Genomic DNA, 24,160 nt, shown 5'->3' with positions numbered 1-24,160 from the left:
ATTAAACATTCTTATTTTTATTTATTCTTACTTGTTGCTAGCTTTCCACGCATCATATTGAGTTTGTATTTCTTTTAATACTTTATCAAGTCCAGCTGATTTTAATTTATCATTTAATTGACCTAAGTACTTATCTACATCTACAGACCCTGTGTATAATGGAGCCTTGAATTCTTGAACTATGTTAGATAATGTAGCTACTTCAGTACTTATATTAGTTGTATCTACATAGAATCCTAAAGTTGGAGATGCTACAGCTTTCTCATTGAACTCTTCATATTGCTCTATTCTGTTTTCTGGATCAGTATCGTAACTCTTAGTTAAGAATACATTACCTAAAGCCCAAGATGGCATTTGGTATCCTTTTGCTGCATCAGTCTTAGTTATAGTTCCATTTTCATTAGTAGTGTAGTGTACATCTTCTATACCTCTATCTACTAGGTTTCTTAAGTACTCATCAGTATTTAATAAGTTTAAGAATTCCATAGATTTTTCTGGATTTTTAGAAGTTGCAGATATTGCCATTACAGACCCTGTTACTGAGTTATTTATAGTTAAAGGCTCATGTATTGGAGAATATTTTATATCATATTCTGCATTTGATGACCACATCTCTGCAGCACCTGGAGCATATTGATCTTTTCTAACGAACCAGTTTTGAACTTTCATTTCGTGTGGATCTGTATCTGTCGCTGCTTGAGAATGTATAAATCCTTTTTCGTAGAATCTACGTAAAGTCTTTAATGTTTTTTTAACTTCTTCAGTTTCATATATATTTACAACTTTATCAGTATCTCCGTTTAAAGATATACCAAATGGTAAGTTTTCACCTAATAATAAATCGAAATCTAACACTGGTACAAAGTTAGCACCTGCTGCCATAGGCATTTTTAAGTCTGGATTTTTCTTCTTTACAACATCTAAAACTTTTTCTAGATCTTCTAATGACTTAACATTAGACATATCTACACCAGCTTTTTCTGCCATTTCTGCATTATAAGCCCATACCATTTGTTGTCCAACTTCTTTGTTTGCTGGTACTCCATATAACTTTCCGTTTATTGAAGCACCTTCTAAGAATAACGGATCTATAACTTCTTTCATTTCTTTTCCTTTGCTATCTAGTAAATCACTTATCTCTAAGTAAGATCCTTTTTGGGCATTTAAAGCGTAATCATTAGCAAAGCATATATCAAATGGTTCTCCTCCAGATGTTATAACTTGCATCTTTGGACCGTAATCTCCCCAGTCAATCATTCTTAAATCTATAGTAACACCTATTTTTTCCTTAGTATATTCATTTACCTTTTCCATAACCTTTGCTTGATCAGGTTGTGGAGTTCCTATCATGTACCATACTAATTCAGTACTATCACCTGATTGTTTTGAATCACTTCCGCCATTAGCACTTGAACATCCTGTAAGTACTGATGACATAACTGTAACTGCTAAGAATAAACTTGAAATCTTCTTGAATTTCATAATAACTTCCCCCTATTTTGTGATGATTATAATTTATATTAAAATAAGTATTGCCTTTATTCTTTAACTCCACCTACAGTAAGTCCACTGATGAAGTACTTTTGGAAGAACGGATATGTACAAGCTATTGGTAATGTTGATATAACAACCATTGCCATTCTAACCGATTCCTGTGGTAAACTACTCATTACTTGTCCACTAAGCATTGCATTTTGCCTAATAAACTCCATATTCTTTTCTATTTTCATAAGCATATGTTGTAATGGAACTAATTCTTGATAGTCAATATATAACATTGAATTGAACCAGTCATTCCAATAAGCTAATGTAGAGAATAAAGCTATTGTAGCTATACCTGGTAATGCTAAAGGTAAAACCATCTTTATAAATATCTTAAATTCACTAGCTCCATCTATTCTAGCTGATTCTATTATTGAATCAGGAATAGATCTTTGGAAGAATGTTCTCATTACTATTATGTTGAATGAGTTAAATGCTAAAGGTAATATTAACGCCCATATTGTATTTTTAAGACCTAATACTTGAGTCATTACTATATAAGAAGGTACCATACCTCCACCAAATAGCATAGTAAAGAATACTAAGAATGTAAATTGTTTTCTATACTTAAAGCTATGTCTTGATAGAGCATAAGCATAAGTTGAAACCATACTTACATTTATTATTGTACCTATTACAGTAACAGTTATTGTAACCATGTAAGATCTAGCCAACTGTCCTCCAGATGTTAGTAGATACTTATATGCGTCTAAACTCCACTCTTGTGGGAATATTGTATATCCATTTTGAATTAATGATTGTTCTGATGTTAAAGATATTATTATTACAAATATAAACGGAAACAAACATGCTACTGAGAATATAGCTAATATCACGTTTGCTACTACATTTGTAACTCCTGTAAATCCTTCATTGTAAGCCACTTTCTTTTTCTTTTTAGAAAAAAGTCCAGGCTTTTTTATTTCTTTACTTCCTACTGCTGAATCCATATGCCTATCCCCTTTCTATTTTAGAATAAACCGTACTCAGGATCTATTTTCTTAACAGCGTAATTTGTTGAAAGTATTAATATAAATCCAACTACTGCTTGATATAAACCTGCTGCTGTACTCATACCTATATTACCCATGTTCATAAGTCCTTTATAGATATAAGTATCTATAACATCTGTTACTGGATATAATATAGCTGAGTTTCTTGGTACTTGATAGAATAAACCAAAGTCTGATCTGAATATTCCACCGATTGCCATTATTGTAAGTATTATCATAAGCGGTATTATTAGTGGTATTGTTATATTTTTTATTTGTTGCCACTTACTAGCCCCATCTATTGTAGCCGCTTCATAGTAAGTCTTATCTATACCTACTATTGCCGCTAAGTAAACTATACTTCCATAGCCTACGCCCTTCCATACGTTCATAAATACTAATATTCCAGGCCATTTATCCGGTTCACTATACCATGATACTGGATCTATACCAAACGTTCCTAATATTGAGTTCATCATACCTTTATCTGCACTTAAGAAACTAAATACAAAGTAACTTACTATAACCCAAGATAAGAAATGTGGGAATAACATACTAGTTTGATATACTTTTGCTAGTTTTTTATTTGCTATTTCATTAAGTACTATAGCTACGAATACTGCAAATATTAATCCTAACACTATAAACACTAAATTATATAAAACAGTATTTCTAGTTATACGCCATGCATCACCACTTGTGAATAAGAATTCAAAGTTTTTAAATCCAACCCATTCACTGTTGATTAAACTTTGTATGAATCCTCCCGGGCTTATCTTGAAGTTTTTAAATGCTAAAACTGTACCAAACATAGGTAAGTATGAGAATACCAATAACCAAATAGTTCCAGGTAGAACCATCAATAGCCATGCCCTATTTTTCCATAAGTCCTTAAAAAATTTCTTCATTTACACGTCACCCCTTTTCATACTATTATTTTATCATTAGGCAAACGTTTGTGAAAAGTTTACAATTATTAGATTAGCTACACTAATCTTACTAAGATATACGTTTTCATAGCTACTATATAAAATTAGTGAACTTTTATTCAAAAAAGTGCTGTATTTGTTATATACAACACTTTTTATATAAAAAAAATTATACTTTTTATCTATAAATTTATTTTTCTCCACTCACTAGGAGTTATCCCTACTAAATCCTTAAATTTTCTATAGAAATAATTTTTATTAGTATATCCAACTAAGTCTCCTATTTCACTGGCCTTTAAACTTGTTTCTGCTAAAAGTTGCTTGGCTTTATTCACTCGGAAGTTATTTATGTAGTCTGAAAATAAAATTCCTGTTTCTTTTTGGAATAACTGTCCTAGATATATAGAATTTATATTTAACTTATCACTTATTTCTTTTAGGTTTAAATCTTCTTTATATTTTTCCTCTATATGAGTTAAAAGTTTTAATATAACTGGACTTATACTTTCCTCTGTATTTTCTAACTTAGACTGCATATATTTAATCATATTTATTAATTCTGACTCTATTTCATCTACTGTGTTTATATTTATTATATTTTCTAGGTAAACATTTAACCCTTTCATCATCTTAGATTCATTGAAAAAATTATATACTGTCAAAAATATTTCTATAGATTTCATCCTAATTTGCTTTGGTGTAAGACCTTCTTCATCTTTTAATTTATCAAAAATATCTTCTACATATTCTAAGGTATTAGAATAGTTTTTATTCATAAGAATCTTTTTTAAATTTTCAAAATCTATATAATTTATTTCATCTTTTGATGATGTTTCTTTATATGTCCTAATCCAAGATAATTCTGGATATACCAACTTATAATCATGCATATCTTTCGCCGTATTATGACTTACATATAAATTATCTATACCATTAACAAACTTTCCTGTACTTATATATACGATACTTCCTGTTAACGTAATAAGTTCATTCTTTAATGTTCTAAGTTCATCAATCAAAAGATTAATATCCATTTCATCAATAACAATCATAGCTTTTGAATCAGACTCTATACAATAGCTCATCGGTTTATTTCTAGTTAAACCTTTAATTATCTTGCTGAAGTCTTCACACTTGTCTTTTAGTTCAACTATTGCTACACATTTTTCACTTCTATTAAAATTTAAACTTAATTTAGATAACCTTATTAGTGTATCTTCAGATGGAACATCTGAAATTAATTTACTTAATAAATTGTTTCTTAACATCTCACTGTCTATTACATCATTTTCCTTTTTCTTCAATTTCTTATGTATGTCTTGAAGATTTTTTACCAACTCTTCAGTATCTATTGGCTTTATTAAATAATTTTCAGCTCCCATATTCATTGCTTTTTTAGCATATGTAAATTCTTGAAATGCACTTAGTACTATAAAATTAGTATCATAGTTTCTAGCCTTTAATTCACTTATAAGTTCTAGACCAGTCATCTTAGGCATCATAATATCAGTTATTATTAAGTCTATTTTTTTAGTTACAATTTCGTCTAAACCATCTTGACCATTGCTGGCACTACCTACAATTTCAAAGCCATAATCTTCCCATGGCACTATATACTTTAACCCCTCTAATATAAATGGTTCATCATCTAATAAATATACACTATACATACTCTTCATCACCCTTTGAAATTGGTATTTTAAGTTTTACAACAGTACCTTTAAGTTTTTCGCTGTTTATACTTATACCATAATTTTCCCCAAACTTTAGCTTCAACCTACTATTTATATTCATTAACCCTATGGAATTAGGTTTTTGTAAGTTTTGTTCAAGTTCTTTTTCTATCTTTTCTAAAACTTCACACTCTATACCGAAACCGTTGTCCTCAATGCTAATTTCTAAATGTTCTTCAATCTTGTTTACCTTTATTTTAATAAAATTATCACTTACATCTTTTCTCATTCCATGAGATATACTATTTTCTACTATTGGCTGTAAAACAAACTTTGGTATCATGTATTCATCTAAGCTATTATCCATTTCTATGCTGTAATCTAACACTCCCTTATACCTTGTACAACATAAATCTAAATACATTTTACAATACTTTATTTCTTCACTTAGCTTTACAAATACCCCATTGTTATATGTGGAATACCTAAACATACAAGCTAGGTTATATATCATTTGTGCCACTTGTGTATTTTTACTAGCTAGAGCACACATTCTTATAACTTCAAGAGTATTGTATAAAAAATGAGGCTTAATTTGTGCTTGTAAGGCATTTATCTCTGCTTGTTTTTGTTTCACCTCTGATATATATGTTTTATTAATATTATATTGAAGATTTTCACACATCTGATCTATTCCAATTGCAATAGTATCTAGTTCATCATCTTCATTATTTATATTAAATCTCACATCTAAATTTCCATCTTGTATATCCTTCATAGCTATCATCATATATTTAAGCTTCTTTGAATGGTTGTATATTACTACATATGTAGTAAGTATAATCATGCATATACAGACTAGAGAAATCATAAATATTTTAGCTCTTATATTATTTAATCCTATATCATCCTTTGGAATTATACTTATATATTTATACTTTGTCTGAGCATCTTCTTTTATATATGTTATGTAATCATTTCTATATACAGATTCTATACTTTCATTAATCGTTTTTTCCATAAGTTTATCATCTTTTATATATTCTTTAGATAATAATTTTCCTGAATCAAATATTATATCTTTGTTTTCATCTATAATCCCTAAGCTACCCTTAATATTTGACTTTAACAATAAGCTATTCAATTCCTTTAAATCAAAGTAAATATCTATATATCCACTAGTGTATAAGTCATCTACATTCTTAATTGGCTTAGTTATTTTCCGAATATAATTTCTATCATCTTTGATATTTTTAATTTTATACCACTTATCATGGCTAAGAACTATTTCACCTACAAAGTTTTTATCTTTATCATTTATTACTACAGCTAATACGTCTCTTCTGTTAGACAACATAGTGTCTAGTAGATATCTTAAATCTACTTTATTACTATTCACTGAGAAGTTATCTAATTTATAACTTAAATATTCTTCATAAGTTGATGATATTAACATATTAATTTCATCAGTTATCTTTTTTTGAGTATTTATTCCATTTATCACAGAATTGCTGATTATATCTTGCTCTTCAAATCTTTTCTCAATATTAAATATAACCTCTGAGTGTATATTTAGCTCATTTTGAATTTCATTATCTGTATAATAACTTAAAAATATATTAGCTAATAAGCATATCGATATTATTGTTATAGATGAATAAATAAGAAGCATTTTATTAAAAAGCTTCTTATTTATGTATTTGTAATATAACTTTTTCAAAGTTGTTCTCCCCTTATTCTAGCTTGCAAAACGTCTAAATCTCTTATAAAGTACATGCATTATCCAATATCCTGGTACTACTATTGCAAAAAATGCAATTAGACCTGGATTACTTTTTACAAAGTATGCGATAATACCCAGCCCTATAATAATTAATATAGTTTGCATTGGACTAGCTAAAGATAATACAAAAGAATTCTTTATATATCCCTTAAGCGTTAAATCAAAATGAACATATGTTGGGAAAAAATATACAAATGCTATAGTAACGAAGAATAAAACTGCCGATACTAATATATATAGAACTGTAGAATATGTTGCATCTATTTGATACAAGATATTTAGATCTATAATAAGAAAGGCAAATACTATTAAGAAGAAAACTCCACATTTGTTAGCACTTACAAACTCTTTTTTATAAACATCCTTAAATGTTTTAAATATAGGTAAATCCAACTCTCCTTGAACCCACTTTCTTAACATGTAAAAAGTAGCTATTGTAGCAGGCATAATTCCAAACACAACTCCACCTAATACTGTAAATATAGTCCAGAAAAAGTTAAGTTGCATAAATCTCCAGATCCAGTTGCAAAAATTTAATAAGATTCCTTCTTTTTTCACGCATATCACCCCAAATATTTTATTTTAAAGTAAGAAAAGGTTATCTGAAATCAGATAACCTTTAACTCTTTTTAACCTATACCTATAGTTGTTATTTCTGATTTTCTTAAGTTTACAGTGCTGTCTATATTATTTTGAGTTTTTTCTTCTAATATATTAGATATGTATTTTGATCCCTTTATCTTACAATTTATTATTTCTAAAGTCGACTCTTTATCTTCTAAATTGTAAACCCTTAATATATTATTATTTTCTTTCCCCTCTAACTTTAATGCTGACCACATTATACCATAGCCATTAATTTCTAGTAAACTATTGTTATTTTCTAGATTTGCATTTTGTATAGACATTTCTTTTGTAACCATTGGTATTTGGAATATATGAGCTTCTTTGAAAGAATCATATATATTTTTTCCATGAGGTATTATTTCTAACTCTGCCTCATGCTCACCTTGGCATTGTGCTTCTGGAGTAGCAAATACACCCCAGTCTCCTAGTTCTGCAACACTTCTAAGAAGAGTTACTGCTATTGTATTTCTATCGTCATTTAATATTTCATATTCATTTAGTCCCTTATTAGCTATTGTAAGTCCATAATTTTCATCATGTATATTTACAAATGCATGTTGGTGTTGACAATTACTTGGATTTTCCCAAGTTTCATAAGTATGATTATCTCTCTTTGCTACTTCAAATATTGATTCTGTATAATGTATATCAGACTCTATGTCTGTAGCAAATAACATTCTCATTCTATGGTCTCTTGCAGTATTATTAAATGATGATTTAACTTTTAATCCCTTAGATGACTTTTCTAAAGTTAAAGTAGTTTTAATTATCATTGGTACCATTTTATCTACTCTTTGAGACTTTCTATACTTAAACTCTAATACTTCTTCTATTTCTTCTTGTAGTAATTCATTTGCACTAGCTGGAACTTCCCAGTTATGAGTTATTTCAATTACTGCTTTATATGGTAAATCTTCTTTTATTTCTATCTTAGCCTTAACATCTTTAGTCGTTAAAGGTGTTTCTCCTACTGGCTTCATATAAATATATTCATTACCTATATCTCCAGTATTTTCATATATGCAAAGATCTTTAAATTCTTTGTTTGTAGTTTTATCTAATAATTTAACTGATCCATTTTCTTGTACTTCTGCTCTTATAAATTCATTTTCTAGTACATTTTCTTTTACTAAGCTATTTTGATTACTAGCATCAATTTCTTGTGTATCTTCTATTAATGCATAAGTGTCCCATCCAAAAGATTTTATGTTCTTCGTTTCTAATTCAACTCTAACTAATCTTGAGTAATAAGGCTGTCTGAACTTATCTTTTGGTAAATCATAATCAAACTTTATTCCTAAATCAGTTATTTTTGCATCTATTTTATTTCCATTTATATCTACTACCTTAAACTTAGGTAGCGTAACTTTTCTCATTTCTTTTGCTATTTCATTTGGGTGACCTTCTCTGAAATACTTTTTAACTATATTTACATCGACTTCAACTACACCACTTCTATTATATCCTGCTGTATTTACAACTAAGAATGGATATACTTTATCTCCTAATTTAGCAAACTCAGATGTATCTATTTGACTTGTAAGGTAATTTAAACTCTCTTTTATAATGTACTTTGCTACATCCTTAGCTTTATCAAATCTAGCAACCATCTCTCTATGAACTTCATCTACACTACATCCACATATACTATCGTGAGGATGATTCTTCATTAAAGATTTCCATCCATATTCAAATAAATGATGAGGATACTCAAATCCATAATTATGAGCCATAGTAGCTATTGGCTCTGCTACTTTTTCAAATAAAGTTTGGCATAATTGGTTCCACTGCTTTAAGTATACTCTAGCTGAAGCAGTATTAACTAATGTATACCAGCCATCAGTTTGCTGACTTCTAAGTTCACCCTTTATTACTTGTAAATCATCTTTCATATTTTCTTTTAAAGCATCTATGTATTCATCAAAACTTGAGTGAACAAAATCTATATCTTCATATAAACCTTCAGCAACTTTTATAGCTTCTGATAAATCAGTTTGTATAGGTTGGTGATCACAACCATTCATAAATAATAACTGATTTGAAGATGCAAACTTACCTGCATCGTCTAATCTCTTTGCCCAGTATTCTTTAGCTTCTTCTATGTCTGTTGGTACTTCCATTCCATTACAATACCAGTTAGCAAATAGTATACCTAGTACTTTTGACCCATCAGGACTTTCCCAGTACATTTCTGAATAAGGTGATTCAAATTTATCATCTGCACTTACTTCATTATTAAATCCAGTTGGTTTAACTCCCCTACCAAATGCTGCTGTTTCTATACCAGCTTGCTTTAATATTTGAGGTGCCTGCCCCATATTACCGAAAGAATCTGGGAAATATCCAACTTTGCATACTTCTTTATCATATCTTCCTGCATCTTTATGTCCATATTGTAAGTTTCTTACATTCGATTCACTGCTTGTTAAAAATTCATCTTGTAATACATACCATGGACCTATTTTTAGTCTTCCGTCCTTAATTACTTTTTCTAATAGTTCTCTTCTTTCAGGTCTGACTTCTAAATAATCCTCTAGTAATACTGTTTGACCATCTAGATGATAAGATTTAAAATCTGGATCTTTTTCAAAAGTATCTAAAAGTGTATCCATAGTTTCTATAAGCATCATATGATGAGTTTCATATGGTAGGTACCATTCTCTGTCCCAGTGTGTATGAGATATTATGTGAGCTTTTTTATTCATAATCGTTTCCCCCGATTTATAGTTTTTATAATTTAATTCTTCTGTTATATGAGGTGAGGTAACCTCCTTACTATGTTAGCAAAGAAGTTACCTCTTTGGAGTATATATTAAAATTTTAAAATAGTTAGCTTATTTATTCATCTTAACCATTACAGTTTTTATTTCGTAAGGGTTTATTGTTAAGTTTATTTCTTTTTCATTTCTCATTTCTTCACAAGCTTTTTCCATTAAGTTAGTTTCCATCCATCCAACTATTTCATAATCACTTGTTATACTTACTTCTTGTCTACTGCCTGAATATTCATGGAAACGAACTATAACCATATCTTCATCTTCTGCTTTCTTTATTGCATCAACTAATATATAAGCATCGTTGAAGTTGAACATTTTACTTGGTATGTCATTTCTCATTGAACCATTTACATAAGTTAATGGTTGGTTTAATTCAAATGCAGCCTTTACAGTATTTGCTTCAACAAAGTCTCCTGTATGAGGAAGTAATGAGTAAGTGAAGTTTTGCTCTCCTTGATCTTGGTGTGGATCAGGATGAGTAGCTGATTTTAATAAAGTTAATCTTATTACATTATCTTTTATGTCATGGCCATACTTACAGTTATTTAATAAACTCACTCCATAATCTCTTTGTGATAAATCAACCCATTGTTGAGCTACTGTTTCAAACTTAGCCATTTCCCAACTAGTATTCCAGTTAGTAGGTCTCTTAACATTACCAAATTGAACATCATATGTTGCCATAGTACTTCTTACATCAACTGGGAATGCTACTTTAAGAAGTTGCTTTTGCTCTCTCCAATCAACATTAGTTACGAAGTCTATTCTTCTATTGTCAGCATAAACTACCATATCTTGATTTATTGTAGTGTTCATGTACTTGTAGCTAAATCTTATTATAGCTTTTAAATTACCACACTCTACTAGTTCTATATTTTGTATATCTGTAACTTCTCTCATTTTTTCTTGGTAGTATATGTCTATATCCCAAGCTTCATGTGCCATTGGCTTATCTTCAAACATTTGAAGAACATTTCCTCTTTGTCCTTTAGCTAATACTTGTCTCTTGTTAGCTTTATCAAGTATAGAAGTTAATTGACCAACTTCATTCCATTTTATTTCATAGTTAGGAGTATCTATTCCTCTATCAGTATATTCAAAAGTAGATGATACTTCTTCTATAGCCTCTTCTTTTAATGTTATTCTCTTCCATCCTGTTGCTGGAACAGCTTTAACTTCAACTATATATTTACCTTCTTCTCTTTGAGCTTCTAGTTTATTATTATCTTCATCGTAGAAGTTCCCAACTATGCCAGTTTCTATTTCTACAACTTCACATCTATTCCAGTTAGCATTATTTATAACTGTCCAAGTGTTCTCATCTTCATTTAATAAGTTAGTATTGAAGTCATCTTGAGCCTTCAGTGCAATATCTTCTGCTTCTTTGTATTCAATCTTAGCATCTTCATATACTTCTGTTATTGAAGAACCTGGTATTATATCGTGGAATTGATTTCTAAGTATTGTTTTCCATCCCTTAGTTAATTCAGCATTTGGATATTGTGCCCAGTCTGAAGTAGTTAATGAGTTTACTGATCCTAGCCATTCTGTTTCTCTATATAAAAGTTCTAATTTTCTGTTCATCATCTTAGTGTAAGCTTGACTTGTATATGTTCCTCTGTGGTACTCAAGATATAATTCTCCATCCCATGTGTGAACATATTCATCAGTATTTTCTACTTTTTCTCTTAAGCACTTGAAGTATTCTCCTGCTTTACCTGTCTTAACATTTGGTAAACCTGGCATCTTATCTAATCTTCTTCTGTACTCTAACATTTCACGGTTAACACCACCGCCGCCATCTCCAAATCCATAAGATACTATAAGATCGTTAGTTAAGTTCTTATCTGTATATGCATCCCATACACCTTTTACACTCTTTGGAGTAAGTCTTCCATTGTAAGTATAGAACCAAGAACCTGGCTGACTCCATGGTTCTGGAGTAGTTATAAAGTGAGTTAATATTTCAGTACCATCAATACCTTTCCAGTTGAAAGTATCATGAGGCATTCTGTTGTATTGGTTCCAGCTTATTTTTGTAGTCATAAATGTATCTATACCAGATTTCTTTAATATTTGAGGTAAAGCCCAAGAATAACCAAATACGTCTGGTAACCATAAGTATTCTACATCTCTGTTAAATTCTTCTTTTATAAATCTTGATCCAACTAGTATTTGTCTAACTAAAGATTCTCCTGATGGTATATTACAGTCAGCTTCTAACCACATTCCTCCATCAACTTCCCAGTTTCCATCTGCTACTTTTTGCTTTATTGCTGCATATAACTCTGGATAATCATTTTTTACATACTCATATAATTGAGGTTGAGTTTGTAGGAATATATACTCTGGGTATCTTTCCATAAGTCTAAGTACTGTAGAGAATGATCTAGCGCACTTTTCTCTTGTATGCTTTAGTCTCCATAACCATGCAACGTCTATATGTGTATGTCCTATACAAGTTACATTTATTACTGAGTTTTTATCTATCTTATCTATTTCTTCATTTAAGTAATCTGATGCTTTATGAGCTGATGCATAGAACTCTTCACTTCCTGGATAAGCCCAATCTATTAATTTTAAAGCATCATTTAATATTTTTGTTAAGTGAACTTTATCTGGAGAATATTGATCTAATTCTATAATAGTTTCTAAAACTACCATTGCATTGTAGTAAAGATCATCCATTTTTTCATCTAACCAAGCAAGTTGTGCTCTATTTATACGGTGTTCTTGTTCTCTTGGTACTCCTCCACCTTCAAGTCCAGTCCATAGTCTAAACATTAATTCCAAGTTAGTTCCTGCTGTATTCTCTGGGAAAAATACTTCCTTATGGTTACTATCTACACCTTGGTATGGCTTATCATTTAGGTAGAATAATGATTCAAATCCAGAGTTATTTCCTGCTCCAGTTTCCCCAAAATCAAATATACCTACTACAGTTTTTCCTGACCATGCTGATGGTACTTCTACAATTTTATTCATCCAAAGGTATAAGTCTCTACCTTTCCAAGTCTCACCAGTTCTTATTACCCCATCAAACTCTGTTGGTAGCTGTGGAGCTATATCTATATCTCCATTTAATTTTGTATTAAAGTATTCTAACTCTATTGTTTCTCTATATCTAAAGTTTTCTAATTCATGTATTCTATTTCTTAATTTATCTATTGTATAAAACATATCTTTCATGTTTTTTCTCCCCCTATTTTTATTATAAATTGATTATATTTAAAAACGTTTTCAATGTCAATTTCCTACAAATTTCATCTATACTCTGTATAGTTTTTATAATAAAAGTGTAGCTTATTTTATAATTAATTTAAGAATGCTGCACCTATTATACCTGCATCTGCACCTAAAGTAGCACATACTATCTTCGCAAAGTCTTCTTTTTTATATAATATATGCTCTCTAATAAGCTCTTCTATATTATCAAGAATTATATCGCTAGCTCTAGATACTCCTCCACCTATAGATATTACCTCTGGATCTAGTGTATTTATCATGCTCCCCATAGCCTTTGCTAAGTATGATTTAAATCTAGTTATAGTTTCTACAGCAACTTGGTCATTTTCTCTATATGAGTCAAATACCATTTTTGCATTTATGTCCTCTATATTGTTTTCTGCTTTTTCCAATATAGAACTTTCCACGCCTTCTGAAATTAACTTTTGTGCATATTTTATAATTGATGTTGCTGAGCAGAAAGTTTCTAAACAACCATTGTTTCCACAGTTGCAGTCAAAATAATTTTCACCTATTATTGCATGCCCTATTTCTGATCCCATACCATGAGCTCCGGTAAATGCTTTTCCATTGATTATTATTCCACCGCCTACTCCAGTGCCTAGGGTATACATAACTGAAATATTAGAGTCTTTCATACTACCAAACTTTGCTTCACCAAGAGCTGCAACTGTAGCATCATTTTCAGCATATATTTTAACTTCTTCAAATCTCTTCTTTAATGCTCCCATAAACTGAACTTCTGACCAACCTAAGTTTACGCAAGTTACTAATCCATCTTTATTTATAAAACTTGGAACACCAAATCCTATAGAGTTGATTTCTTTTATATCTATATTATTTTCTTCTAGTAATTCTCTCACAAGAATATTTATATCATCCATTATCTTTTCAAATCCACCAACTACGTCAGTTTTGCATTCTTTTCTGAAAAGTATTTTCCCATTTTCATCTACAATACCAGCTTGTACACCTGTTCCTCCAATGTCTACTCCAACAAAATACATAGTTATCCTCCTTAAACTATCTGGCTCTTTAAATTTATAAAGTTATATTCATTCTTTTTCTAATATTACGTATTAAAAACTTCAAGCTATCATTACTCATTAATTTTATATCTTTCAATTTATATATTATATGATGCATTTTATTTATAAAAGTTCAAATATTTAAGTTTATCTACAAATATCTTATGTATCATTAAAATCCATCCAATTTCGGAAAACATTTTCTTTATTATCTTATTTTTATGCTTTATACTGTTGTTATTATATAATATATATACATTAAACAACCTTGGGGAGGATTTTTATCATGAATAAACTTGAATCTATAAAATTATTTCAAGATATACAACTAGTTTCAGAAAAATATAAGCACCTAGAGCTTGAAAATAATGAGTCTGAACTTGAAGTTAATCTAAAACTTCAATCGTTAATTCAATTTTATAAATCTAAAATAGATGAACTAAAATCTAGAGCCAATTTTATTTCTAGACAAACAAGAGATGAGTTAAAAAACTCAAATTCTAAAGATATATATAAAGCTTCTATAGATCTAAATAATTTTGCTCATCATAAGTACAACGCACTTAAAGAAAGTAATATAAATTCTATTGCAATAAATTTAATGGTACAACCAACTATCGATGAATTAATTCTTGTAAATGACTCTATAAGAAATAAGGATTATCTAAAAAATAAAAATACATACTTCTATATTTACGAAAAAATAGTAATTAATGCTTTCATGATATTTTTAGCCTTAAAGGATATGGATATGGAACAAGATAATATCCACAATCTATCACAAGGTATACTTAGCCAAATACAAACATTATCTATAATATCTATGTAATTAAGTACATACTTTAATATTTAACTACATAAATATTATTTCTAAAGAATACTCTATTCGTTGCTAAGCATTGATATGAGTATTCTTTTTACTTTTCTTTGCTATTAATATTATAAAGTATATCGGTATAAGTACATATAAAGCACTAAGTCTATACCCCCACAGATTCCCTATATATTCGTTAATTATACCGGTTACTAATTGCATAACACCATTAATGCTACCTGATATAACAATAATTACACTAGTTGCAATAGCTGCCTCTTGCTTAAAAATATTCATAGCTATGCACATAAGCGTTGGCCACATTATTGCACTAAAAAATCCTGTAAATGCTAGTATCCATATACCTTTACTCCCAAATAAAAATCCTGCTATATACAATACAAATATTGATACAAGTGAAATAATTATTGATTTTATATAGCCTATTTTCTCAATTGCAAAACCACTACATAGCCTAGAAATTGTAAAAAATATATAATATACTGATACAAATGTGGCCCCTAGTTTAAGTGGATCTATTCCAAAGGCATCTCTTAAGTAAAATGATCCCCAGTTTGCAGCTGAAAATTCAATAACTTCCATAAATCCTAAACATATAGCAAACATCCATACATATTTATTTCTTAAGGCTTCCTTCATAGTCATAGATGAACTTTCTGTCTCATTTTGTTCATCAGTTTTAGACATTATAACCATAGATAAGACTATCACCATAGGAACTAATGTTATTAAATATATTCCTTTAAATCCTGCGTCAAACTTTTCTACTGCTAACCCAGCAAGTTTCGGACCTAATACAGCCCCAAAACCATAAAAGAAGTGCATTAGATTCATATATATTGCACTGTTTGATTTAAATACTGTAGTTGCCATAGCATTACTTCCAACTTCAAAGAAACCAAATCCCATCCACAATATCATTAGTGATGCATTAACACTATAAAAACTATTTGAAAAAGATACCAATATACATCCTAGACATATAAATATATATCCAAATCCTAGTGATTTTTTAGAACCATACCTTTCAAGCGATAAAGTCGCCACCACACAAAATATTACATATCCAAACCAAGAAGATGAAACTAGCCCCCCTTGCGATGTATAAGCTACCCCAAATTCATCTTTTATTAATGGAAATGATACTCCTTTTATATTTTCAGTCATTCCAAATAAAAGCATAGTTGAGTATATGATAAGTATCATAATTATTAAATTCTTATTGATGTTTATTTTGTTTCTTTTTTTTACTTCCACTTTTTCACCTACCTTCAAAAGTCATCTTGGTATACTTGTTATATACATATTTACTATACCATTTTTTTCCTGTATACTTATCTTAATAAAACTATATCAGCAGTGTAATTATCAGTCAACAGAATAAAAACAAGTTGTATATTAAGTTGATATAGTTGATATGTTATCTAAGGAGAAATTAATATGAGTGATAAAAATACACCTCTCTATAAGCAGATTAAAGACTATTTGTTAAACCTTATAGATGAAAATAAACATATTCCAAACTATAAGCTTCCTTCTGAGAATCAGTTAGCATTAAAATTCAATGCAAGTCGTATTTCTGCAAAGAGTGCGTTGAATTCATTACAAGATGAAGATCTAATATATAGACTTCAAGGAAAGGGAACTTTTATTAACAGTAATATAAACTCTCATAAGCAATTTACTAAACATAAGATTGATAAAGAATCGACTTCATTAAATAAAGACATTATTTGCATGTTAGTACCAGGAATAGATAGTAGGTTTGCCATAAATATAATAAATGGAGCAAAAGCTTATCTCGAATCAACTAACTTTAAACTAGTACTAATGATAACAGATGCAAATCAAAATAAAGAAAAAGATTTTATAAGGACATCTCTAGATTTAGGCTGTAAGGGGCTAATAATTTTTCCTAGCGATAATCAATTATATAACCCCGAGATTTTAAAACTTTCTTTGAATAAGTTTCCTACAGTTTTAGTTGATAGGAAGTTAGAAGGATTGGATATAAGTTATGTAGCTAGCGACCACTTTAACTCAGCTTATCAAGCTACTAATTATTTAATAGATAAAGGTCATACTAATATTGGATTTATAAGTCCTCCTCCCAAGGTTGCAAGTTCAATATCTGAGCGTATCTTAGGATACGAAAAAGCTTTAAGCTCAAGTGTTGGTTTAAGAGATCAACACAAGTTAATGCTTCCTCATACTTTAGAGGATAGAATCTCCTCTATAAAAAACTATCTATCCAAAAATAAAGACATATCTGCTATTATCTGTGAAGGTGGTATTACTGGTCTTAATTTGATAAAAATAATATACTCTATGAACCTTACATGTCCAAATAATATAGAACTTATTTTATATGATAATGAATTTGAGCAGTATATGGATTTTTTACCATGTAAGCCAATAGTTATAGAGCAAAATCCATACGATATTGGATATCAATCAGCAAAAATGGTTTTTAATTTAATTAACGATAACTCATCATCAGAAAATATTATTGTTAAAGAAAATATTATTTTTGATCATTGATTTATAAAAATTTAATATAATCTCTTAACATAAAAAAAGTCCTAGGAAAATATCCTAGAACTTTTTTTTACTTTTTTTTAAATAGATTTTCTATTTTTTCTCCAAACGACCTCTTTTTTTCGTGTACTTCTTCTCCACACTCTTTTGCAAAGTCTCTTAAGATGTCCTTTTGCTTTTCATTTAATTTTCTAGGAACATCAACTACAACTTTTACATATTGATCTCCTCTAGAGTTTCCTCTTAATCTTGGTATACCTTTTTCTCTTAGTCTAAATACTGTACCAGTTTGAGTACCCTCTGGTATTGTATATTTAACTTTTCCATCTAATGTAGGTACTTCTATTTCATCTCCTAAGGCTGCTTGAATAAATGTTATTGGCATTTCGAAATGTATGTCATTTCCTTCTCTAGTAAATAAAGTATGAGCCTTAACATTTATTACTATATAAAGATCTCCTCTTGGTCCACCTTTGCTTCCTAATTCACCTTGACCAGAAAGCTTGATCATTTGACCATCATCTATACCTGCTGGTATATCCACTTCTATAGTCTTGACCTTTCTAGTACTTCCTTTTCCGTGACATTTTGCACAAGGTGACTCTACTACTTCACCTTCTCCATTACATGCACTACAAGGTCTAGAGCTTGCTATATTACCAAACGGAGTTCTTTGAACAGTTCTAACTTCTCCTGCACCATTACATGTTGGACAAGTTTTTTTAGATGTTCCTGGCTTTGATCCGCTACCATGACATTCATCACATTCTTCACTTCTATTTAATTTTATAGAAGCTTTCTTACCAAATGATGCTTCTTCGAAAGTTATAGTTACATCTTGTCTTATATCCGCTCCACGTTCTGGGCCTCTTCTTCTTGGTCTTCCTCCGAAGCCTCCGCCTCCTCCGAACATATCACCGAATATATCTCCAAATATATCTTCAAATCCTCCAAAACCTTGACCACCAAAGCCTTGGCCTCCGAATCCACCTTGACCATTTACACCTTCATGACCAAATTGATCATAATTTGCTCTCTTAGTATCATCAGATAATACTTCATATGCTTCGTTTATCTCTTTGAACTTCTCTTCAGCTTCACTATCTCCAGGATTTCTATCTGGATGGTATTTCATAGCTAGCTTTCTATATGCTTTTTTCAAGCTTTGTGCATCTGCACCTTTATCTACACCTAAAACCTCATAATAGTCTCTTTTAGCGCTCAATTTTTGTCACCACCTTTATTATACAGAACAATAGCTTGTAGAGTATCAAACTACAAGCTATTGTTAATTTATTTAAGCAATAGAGCATACTTTCACTTGTAAAAATGAATCTTCCTCTTACTCTATATTAATTATATACAATGTGTTTAATTTTGTAACCTATTTTTCGTCATTAACCTCTGTGAAGTCAGCATCAACTACATTATCATCTTGAGAAGCTTGTTCTTGAGTTTGTTCTCCACCTTGAGCTTGTTGTTCTTGAGCAGCTGCTTGATACATTTGCTCAGACACTTTTTGGAATCTGTTCATTACTTCATCCATAGCTTTTCTTATTTCTTCAGCAGTAGCTTCTTCTTTATCTTTTACAGCTTTTAAGTCAGCTATTGCAGCTTCAACATTAGCTTTATCATCAGCGCTTATTTTATCAGCAACTTCTCCTAAAGTTTTTTCTGTTTGATATATAGTTGATTCAGCTTGGTTTAATGCTTCTATTTTGTCTTTCTTTTGCTTATCAGCCTCAGCATTCATTTCAGCTTCTTTTACTTTCTTTTCTATTTCTTCTTCAGAAAGGTTTGTTCCTGAAGTTATAGTTACTTTTTGTTCTTTTCCAGTTCCTAAATCTTTAGCAGTAACATGAACTATACCATTTGCATCTATGTCGAAAGTAACTTCTATTTGAGGTATACCTCTTTGAGCTGGTGGTATATCAGTTAATTGGAATCTACCTAAAGTAGTATTGTCATATGACATACTTCTTTCACCTTGAAGAACATGTATATCAACAGCAGTTTGGTTATCTGCAGCAGTTGAGAATACTTGAGACTTCTTAGTTGGTATTGTTGTATTTCTTTCTATTATCTTAGTAAATACGTTACCTAAAGTTTCTATCCCTAAAGATAATGGAGTTACGTCTAATAATAATAAGTCATTTACTTCACCAGTTAAAACACCAGCTTGTATAGCAGCACCTGCAGCAACACATTCATCTGGGTTTATACCTTTGTGAGGTTCTTTTCCTATAAATTTCTTAACAGCTTCTTGAACTGCTGGTATTCTAGTAGATCCACCTACTAATAATACATCATCTATTTCAGATGTAGAAAGTCCTGCATCTTGTAAAGCTCTCTTAGTTGGCTCCATAGTATCTTGAACTAACTTAGCAGTTAATTCATCAAATTTAGCTCTTGATAAATCTACATTTAAATGTTTTGGTCCTTCAGCTGTAGCTGTTATGAAAGGTAAGTTTATGTTAGAACTCATTGTTGATGATAATTCTTTCTTAGCCTTTTCAGCAGCTTCTTTTAATCTTTGAAGAGCCATTTTATCATTTCTTAAATCTACACCTTCAGTCTTCTTAAACTCATCAGCTAAATAGTTTATTATAACTTGGTCAAAGTCATCTCCACCTAATCTATTGTTACCAGCTGTAGCTAAAACTTCAAAAGTACCATCACCTATTTCAAGTACAGATACGTCAAAAGTTCCTCCACCTAAGTCAAATACTAATATTTTCTTTTCTTGATCTAATTTATCCATTCCGTAAGCAAGAGCTGCTGCAGTTGGCTCGTTTATTATTCTTTTAACATCAAGTCCTGCTATTCTACCTGCATCTTTAGTAGCTTGTCTTTGAGCATCTGTGAAATAAGCTGGAACTGTTATAACAGCTTCTGTTACAGGTTGACCTAAGTAACTTTCAGCATCTGCTTTTAATTTTTGTAAAGTTATAGCTGATATTTCTTGTGGAGTATATCCTTTACCATCTATATCAACTTTGTAATCTGTTCCCATGTGAGTTTTTATTGATATTATAGTTCTATCTGCATTTGTAACTGCTTGTCTCTTAGCAGGCTCACCTACTATTCTTTCTCCATCTTTAGTGAAGGCTACTACTGAAGGAGTAGTTCTCATACCTTCGTTGTTTGCTATTATTTGTGCTTCTCCACCTTCTAACACTGCTACACAAGAGTTAGTTGTTCCTAAATCTATACCTATTACTTTTCCCATGATTAATATCCTCCTTATGGATTTTCTATATTTATTAATTTTATAATTTGTTTATTTATTATTAGCAAGAAACCTTAACCATTGCTGGTCTTATAACTTTAGCTCCTAGCTTATATCCTTTTTGCATAACCATAACTACTTTATTTGCATCAACACCATCTATAGCTTCTTGCATTACAGCTAGGTGTACATTTGGATCGAAGTCTTGATCTTGTGATTCTATTTCTTCAACTCCAAATTTAGTTAGAGTATCATTTAATTGCTTATAAACAAGGTCTATACCTTTATACATAGTATCTTCTTTATCTTCACAAGCATCTAATGCTCTTTCCATACTATCTATAACTGGTATTAAATCCTTTATTATCTTTTCATTTGCAAATACTCCTATAGTTTCTTTCTCTTGTTGAGTTCTTCTTCTATAGTTTGCATATTCTGCTTGTAGTCTTTGATATTGGTCATTTAGTGAGTCTACTTCATCTTGTAACTTCTTTTCTTCTAGCTTCTCATTTATATCAGTCACATTATCCTCTTTTTCTATCTCTTCGTTAACTTCTTCAGTGCATACTTCACACTCTTCATTAACAGAAGCATTGATGTCTTTATTTTCCTCTTCTTGATGTATGTTCTTTTCTTCCAATCTCTACACCTCTCAGTCTATTTTTTAAGCAATGCTTTATTTTTTATTAAGTAGTAAGCTCATATAATTTATTATTGAGTAAATCTTTGAATAATCCATTCTTGTAGGACCAATAAAACTTATTTTACCTACTAGCTCTTTATCAATATTATAAGTTGCAGTAATAATACTACAATCTTGAGCTATTTCACATATATTATCACTACCAATGATTATATTTAAATTTTCTTTTTTTATTCCCTCAGTTTTAATCATACTAGCTATTGTCTCTTTTTTTTCTAACATATTTAAAAAAGATTTAGCCTTTAATATATCATTAAACTCAGGATAACTGAAAATATTAGTAGCTCCACTTAAGGACACTCTAGCATCGTCCTCTGTCATATTAAAGTTAAGTGCATCTATAAGTTCATCTATAAGCATAGAATATTCACTTATTTCATATTTAATAAATGCTATTAACCTATCATCTAAGTCTGTTATAGATTTCCCTAGAAGCTTATTAGTAAGATTATCAGAAATCAAATTAAGCTTAGATTGATCTAAATAAACATTAGTAGAAAGATTTGCATTTTTAATGTCACCCTTATCTGTTACTACAATTAAAAGTATGTTATTATCACTCATACTCACTAACTGTATATGTTTTATAACACTTTGTTTTACCATATTTTTAGTAACAGCCACTGTTGTATAATTAGTAAGCTGAGATAAAAGTTTTGAAGTCTCATGGATTAAGTCATTTATATGATTTACATTGTTATCTATAGACTGTTCAATTAATAACTTTTCTTGAGCTGTTAACTCACTTTTACCCATTAGCAAATCTACATATAGTTTATATCCTTTTTCAGATGGAACCCTTCCAGCAGATGTGTGAGGCTGTATTAAATATCCTAATTCTTCAAGATCAGCCATTTCATTTCTAATTGTCGCGGCACTTACTCCCAAATCATGTTTCTTTGATATTGTTCTAGAGCCTACTGCCTCAGCTGTCTCTATATAATCTTTGACTATAGCCTTGAGGATATTTAATTTTCTTTCGTTTAATTCCATCATATTGCCTCCTCGCTGTTAGCACTCACTAAATTCGAGTGCTAAAAAGATTATATATATTATATATCATTTTAAAATTATTTTGTCAACACTTTTGCTTTAATCTATAAATTCAATAAATATACTATTTGATATCTCTCTACCTTTTTGGGTTAAACTTATCCCAGCTTTACTTTCATTTATAAGGTTTCTAGACTTTAATTTATCTATTACTTTATTATATTTTTCTTTGAAATTAATATCAAATTCATTTTTAAAATCCTCAAACTTTATACCACTATTCATTCTAAGACCCATAAATATTTTCTCTTGAATCTTATCTTCAATAGTCAAATACTCTTTATGATCAATAGGCTTTTTATTATTAGATAATAGAGTATGATATTCATCAAGCGCTTCTACATTATTATATCTTGTATCATCTAAATAACCTGATGCTCCAGGTCCAAGACCTATATAGTGTTTACATTTCCAATATAAAATATTATGATTACACTCACAACCTTCTTTTGCATAATTTGATATTTCATACTGATTATACCCATTATCCTTTAAGTAGTTTATTGTGTAATTATACATATCCATATCTACATCTTCATCAATAACTTCAAACTCATTATTCTCATGCATATTGTATAATTCTGTACCTTCTTCTAGTATAAGTGAGTATGCTGATATATGTGACGGATTCAGACTTACTATTTTATTTAAACTTTCTTTCCATTCATCAGATGTTTGATTAGGAAGACAGTACATCAAGTCTACATTAATATTTTCAAATCCTACCTCTTTAGCTTGTCTATAGTTTTTTTCAAACTCTTCATAAGTATGTATTCTTCCTATAGCTTTTAGATGGTAATCTTGTACAGCTTGTAAACCTATACTTAATCTGTTTATTCCTATTTTTTTCATTGTTTTTAGCTTATCTAATGATAAAGTACCTGGGTTACATTCAATAGTTACTTCCGCATCTTCTGCAATATTAAAGTTCTCATATATGTTATCAAATATAGATTCTAATTCTAAAGAATTTAAGATACTTGGTGTTCCTCCACCTAAAAATACACTTGTTATTTCTTGTTCGGTTTTATAAAGTTTCATTTCTTTTTTTAAATCTTCTATGTATCTAGTTTTTGAATTTATATCCATTTTATAAGAATTAAAGTCACAGTAGTTACATTTTTTTACACAAAATGGTATGTGTATATATAATCCTAGCATATCTATTCCTCTTTTCAATATATTTCCAAGTTAATTATAACTGT

Annotated in this window: 17 protein-coding genes; 2 read left to right on the top strand and 15 right to left on the bottom strand. The window is 29.9% G+C overall.

Annotation, left to right across the window (positions count from 1 at the left end; genetic code table 11):
- Positions 1 to 27 precede the first annotated feature (27 nt).
- From CHL78_RS00630 to CHL78_RS00590, 9 genes are all read right to left on the bottom strand, one after another.
- Positions 28 to 1,482 (bottom strand): ABC transporter substrate-binding protein, encoded by a 1,455-nt coding sequence (locus CHL78_RS00630; RefSeq protein ID WP_094368761.1) that lies wholly within the window; start codon positions 1,480 to 1,482, stop codon positions 28 to 30.
- Positions 1,483 to 1,538: 56 nt separating this feature from the next.
- Positions 1,539 to 2,492, bottom strand: a complete 954-nt coding sequence (locus tag CHL78_RS00625; RefSeq protein ID WP_094368762.1) for a carbohydrate ABC transporter permease — start codon at positions 2,490 to 2,492, stop codon at positions 1,539 to 1,541.
- Positions 2,493 to 2,512: 20 nt separating this feature from the next.
- Positions 2,513 to 3,442, bottom strand: coding sequence for an ABC transporter permease (locus CHL78_RS00620; protein ID WP_094368763.1), 930 nt, complete (start codon positions 3,440 to 3,442; stop codon positions 2,513 to 2,515).
- 203 nt (positions 3,443 to 3,645) lie between these two features.
- Positions 3,646 to 5,133, bottom strand: a complete 1,488-nt coding sequence (locus CHL78_RS00615; protein ID WP_158540600.1) for a response regulator transcription factor — start codon at positions 5,131 to 5,133, stop codon at positions 3,646 to 3,648.
- Positions 5,126 to 6,856, bottom strand: coding sequence for a sensor histidine kinase (locus CHL78_RS00610; protein ID WP_094368765.1), 1,731 nt, complete (start codon positions 6,854 to 6,856; stop codon positions 5,126 to 5,128). The genes CHL78_RS00615 and CHL78_RS00610 overlap by 8 nt, the downstream gene beginning before the upstream one ends.
- Positions 6,857 to 6,874: 18 nt before the next feature.
- Positions 6,875 to 7,477, bottom strand: a complete 603-nt coding sequence (locus tag CHL78_RS00605) for a YesL family protein (protein ID WP_094368766.1) — start codon at positions 7,475 to 7,477, stop codon at positions 6,875 to 6,877.
- A gap of 71 nt (positions 7,478 to 7,548) precedes the next feature.
- Entirely contained in the window at positions 7,549 to 10,251 is a 2,703-nt protein-coding gene (locus CHL78_RS00600) for an alpha-mannosidase (RefSeq protein WP_094368767.1), read from the bottom strand.
- A 129-nt stretch (positions 10,252 to 10,380) separates the two neighbouring features.
- Positions 10,381 to 13,512 (bottom strand): alpha-mannosidase, encoded by a 3,132-nt coding sequence (locus CHL78_RS00595; RefSeq protein ID WP_094368768.1) that lies wholly within the window; start codon positions 13,510 to 13,512, stop codon positions 10,381 to 10,383.
- A gap of 125 nt (positions 13,513 to 13,637) precedes the next feature.
- Positions 13,638 to 14,576, bottom strand: a complete 939-nt coding sequence (locus CHL78_RS00590) for an ROK family protein (RefSeq protein WP_094368769.1) — start codon at positions 14,574 to 14,576, stop codon at positions 13,638 to 13,640.
- A 307-nt stretch (positions 14,577 to 14,883) separates the two neighbouring features.
- On the opposite strand from CHL78_RS00590, the gene CHL78_RS00585 reads away from it, so the two are divergent.
- On the top strand, positions 14,884 to 15,426 hold the full coding sequence (locus tag CHL78_RS00585; RefSeq protein WP_094368770.1) for a hypothetical protein: 543 nt from the start codon (positions 14,884 to 14,886) through the stop codon (positions 15,424 to 15,426).
- A 63-nt stretch (positions 15,427 to 15,489) separates the two neighbouring features.
- Here the strand turns inward: CHL78_RS00585 and CHL78_RS00580 are convergent, their stop codons facing one another.
- Positions 15,490 to 16,689, bottom strand: coding sequence for an MFS transporter (locus tag CHL78_RS00580; protein WP_094368771.1), 1,200 nt, complete (start codon positions 16,687 to 16,689; stop codon positions 15,490 to 15,492).
- 183 nt (positions 16,690 to 16,872) lie between these two features.
- On the opposite strand from CHL78_RS00580, the gene CHL78_RS00575 reads away from it, so the two are divergent.
- Complete coding sequence (locus CHL78_RS00575; RefSeq protein ID WP_094368772.1) at positions 16,873 to 17,973, top strand: GntR family transcriptional regulator; 1,101 nt, start codon at positions 16,873 to 16,875, stop codon at positions 17,971 to 17,973.
- Positions 17,974 to 18,040: 67 nt separating this feature from the next.
- Here CHL78_RS00575 and dnaJ read toward each other — a convergent pair whose 3' ends face one another.
- The 5 genes from dnaJ to hemW form a co-directional block, all read right to left on the bottom strand.
- Entirely contained in the window at positions 18,041 to 19,195 is a 1,155-nt protein-coding gene (dnaJ, locus tag CHL78_RS00570) for a molecular chaperone DnaJ (protein ID WP_094368773.1), read from the bottom strand.
- Between the two features lie 159 nt (positions 19,196 to 19,354).
- On the bottom strand, positions 19,355 to 21,199 hold the full coding sequence (dnaK, locus tag CHL78_RS00565; RefSeq protein WP_094368774.1) for a molecular chaperone DnaK: 1,845 nt from the start codon (positions 21,197 to 21,199) through the stop codon (positions 19,355 to 19,357).
- Positions 21,200 to 21,260: 61 nt separating this feature from the next.
- Positions 21,261 to 21,839 carry a nucleotide exchange factor GrpE gene (gene grpE / locus CHL78_RS00560; RefSeq protein ID WP_094368775.1) on the bottom strand — a complete coding sequence of 193 codons (579 nt, stop codon included), beginning with the start codon at positions 21,837 to 21,839 and terminating at the stop codon, positions 21,261 to 21,263.
- A 36-nt stretch (positions 21,840 to 21,875) separates the two neighbouring features.
- Positions 21,876 to 22,895 (bottom strand): heat-inducible transcriptional repressor HrcA, encoded by a 1,020-nt coding sequence (gene hrcA, locus CHL78_RS00555; RefSeq protein WP_094368776.1) that lies wholly within the window; start codon positions 22,893 to 22,895, stop codon positions 21,876 to 21,878.
- Positions 22,896 to 22,994: 99 nt separating this feature from the next.
- Positions 22,995 to 24,116, bottom strand: a complete 1,122-nt coding sequence (gene hemW, locus CHL78_RS00550; RefSeq protein ID WP_094368777.1) for a radical SAM family heme chaperone HemW — start codon at positions 24,114 to 24,116, stop codon at positions 22,995 to 22,997.
- Positions 24,117 to 24,160: the final 44 nt, after the last annotated feature.

Source organism: Romboutsia weinsteinii (assembly GCF_002250835.2).
GTDB lineage: Bacteria > Bacillota > Clostridia > Peptostreptococcales > Peptostreptococcaceae > Romboutsia_A > Romboutsia_A weinsteinii.
Note: the sequence above shows the minus strand (reverse complement) of the source record. Positions and strands in the feature narration are given on the sequence as shown.

What these genes read in the sequence shown, in the direction of transcription:
- CHL78_RS00630 (WP_094368761.1), bottom strand. Translation starts at nt 1,482, where the DNA reads ATGAAATTCAAGAAGATTTCAAGTTTATTCTTAGCAGTTACAGTTATG.
- CHL78_RS00625 (WP_094368762.1), bottom strand. Translation starts at nt 2,492, where the DNA reads ATGGATTCAGCAGTAGGAAGTAAAGAAATAAAAAAGCCTGGACTTTTT.
- CHL78_RS00620 (WP_094368763.1), bottom strand. Translation starts at nt 3,442, where the DNA reads ATGAAGAAATTTTTTAAGGACTTATGGAAAAATAGGGCATGGCTATTG.
- CHL78_RS00615 (WP_158540600.1), bottom strand. Translation starts at nt 5,133, where the DNA reads ATGTATAGTGTATATTTATTAGATGATGAACCATTTATATTAGAGGGG.
- CHL78_RS00600 (WP_094368767.1), bottom strand. Translation starts at nt 10,251, where the DNA reads ATGAATAAAAAAGCTCACATAATATCTCATACACACTGGGACAGAGAA.
- CHL78_RS00595 (WP_094368768.1), bottom strand. Translation starts at nt 13,512, where the DNA reads ATGAAAGATATGTTTTATACAATAGATAAATTAAGAAATAGAATACAT.
- CHL78_RS00590 (WP_094368769.1), bottom strand. Translation starts at nt 14,576, where the DNA reads ATGTATTTTGTTGGAGTAGACATTGGAGGAACAGGTGTACAAGCTGGT.
- CHL78_RS00585 (WP_094368770.1), top strand. Translation starts at nt 14,884, where the DNA reads ATGAATAAACTTGAATCTATAAAATTATTTCAAGATATACAACTAGTT.
- CHL78_RS00575 (WP_094368772.1), top strand. Translation starts at nt 16,873, where the DNA reads ATGAGTGATAAAAATACACCTCTCTATAAGCAGATTAAAGACTATTTG.
- dnaK (WP_094368774.1), bottom strand. Translation starts at nt 21,199, where the DNA reads ATGGGAAAAGTAATAGGTATAGATTTAGGAACAACTAACTCTTGTGTA.
- hrcA (WP_094368776.1), bottom strand. Translation starts at nt 22,895, where the DNA reads ATGGAATTAAACGAAAGAAAATTAAATATCCTCAAGGCTATAGTCAAA.
- hemW (WP_094368777.1), bottom strand. Translation starts at nt 24,116, where the DNA reads ATGCTAGGATTATATATACACATACCATTTTGTGTAAAAAAATGTAAC.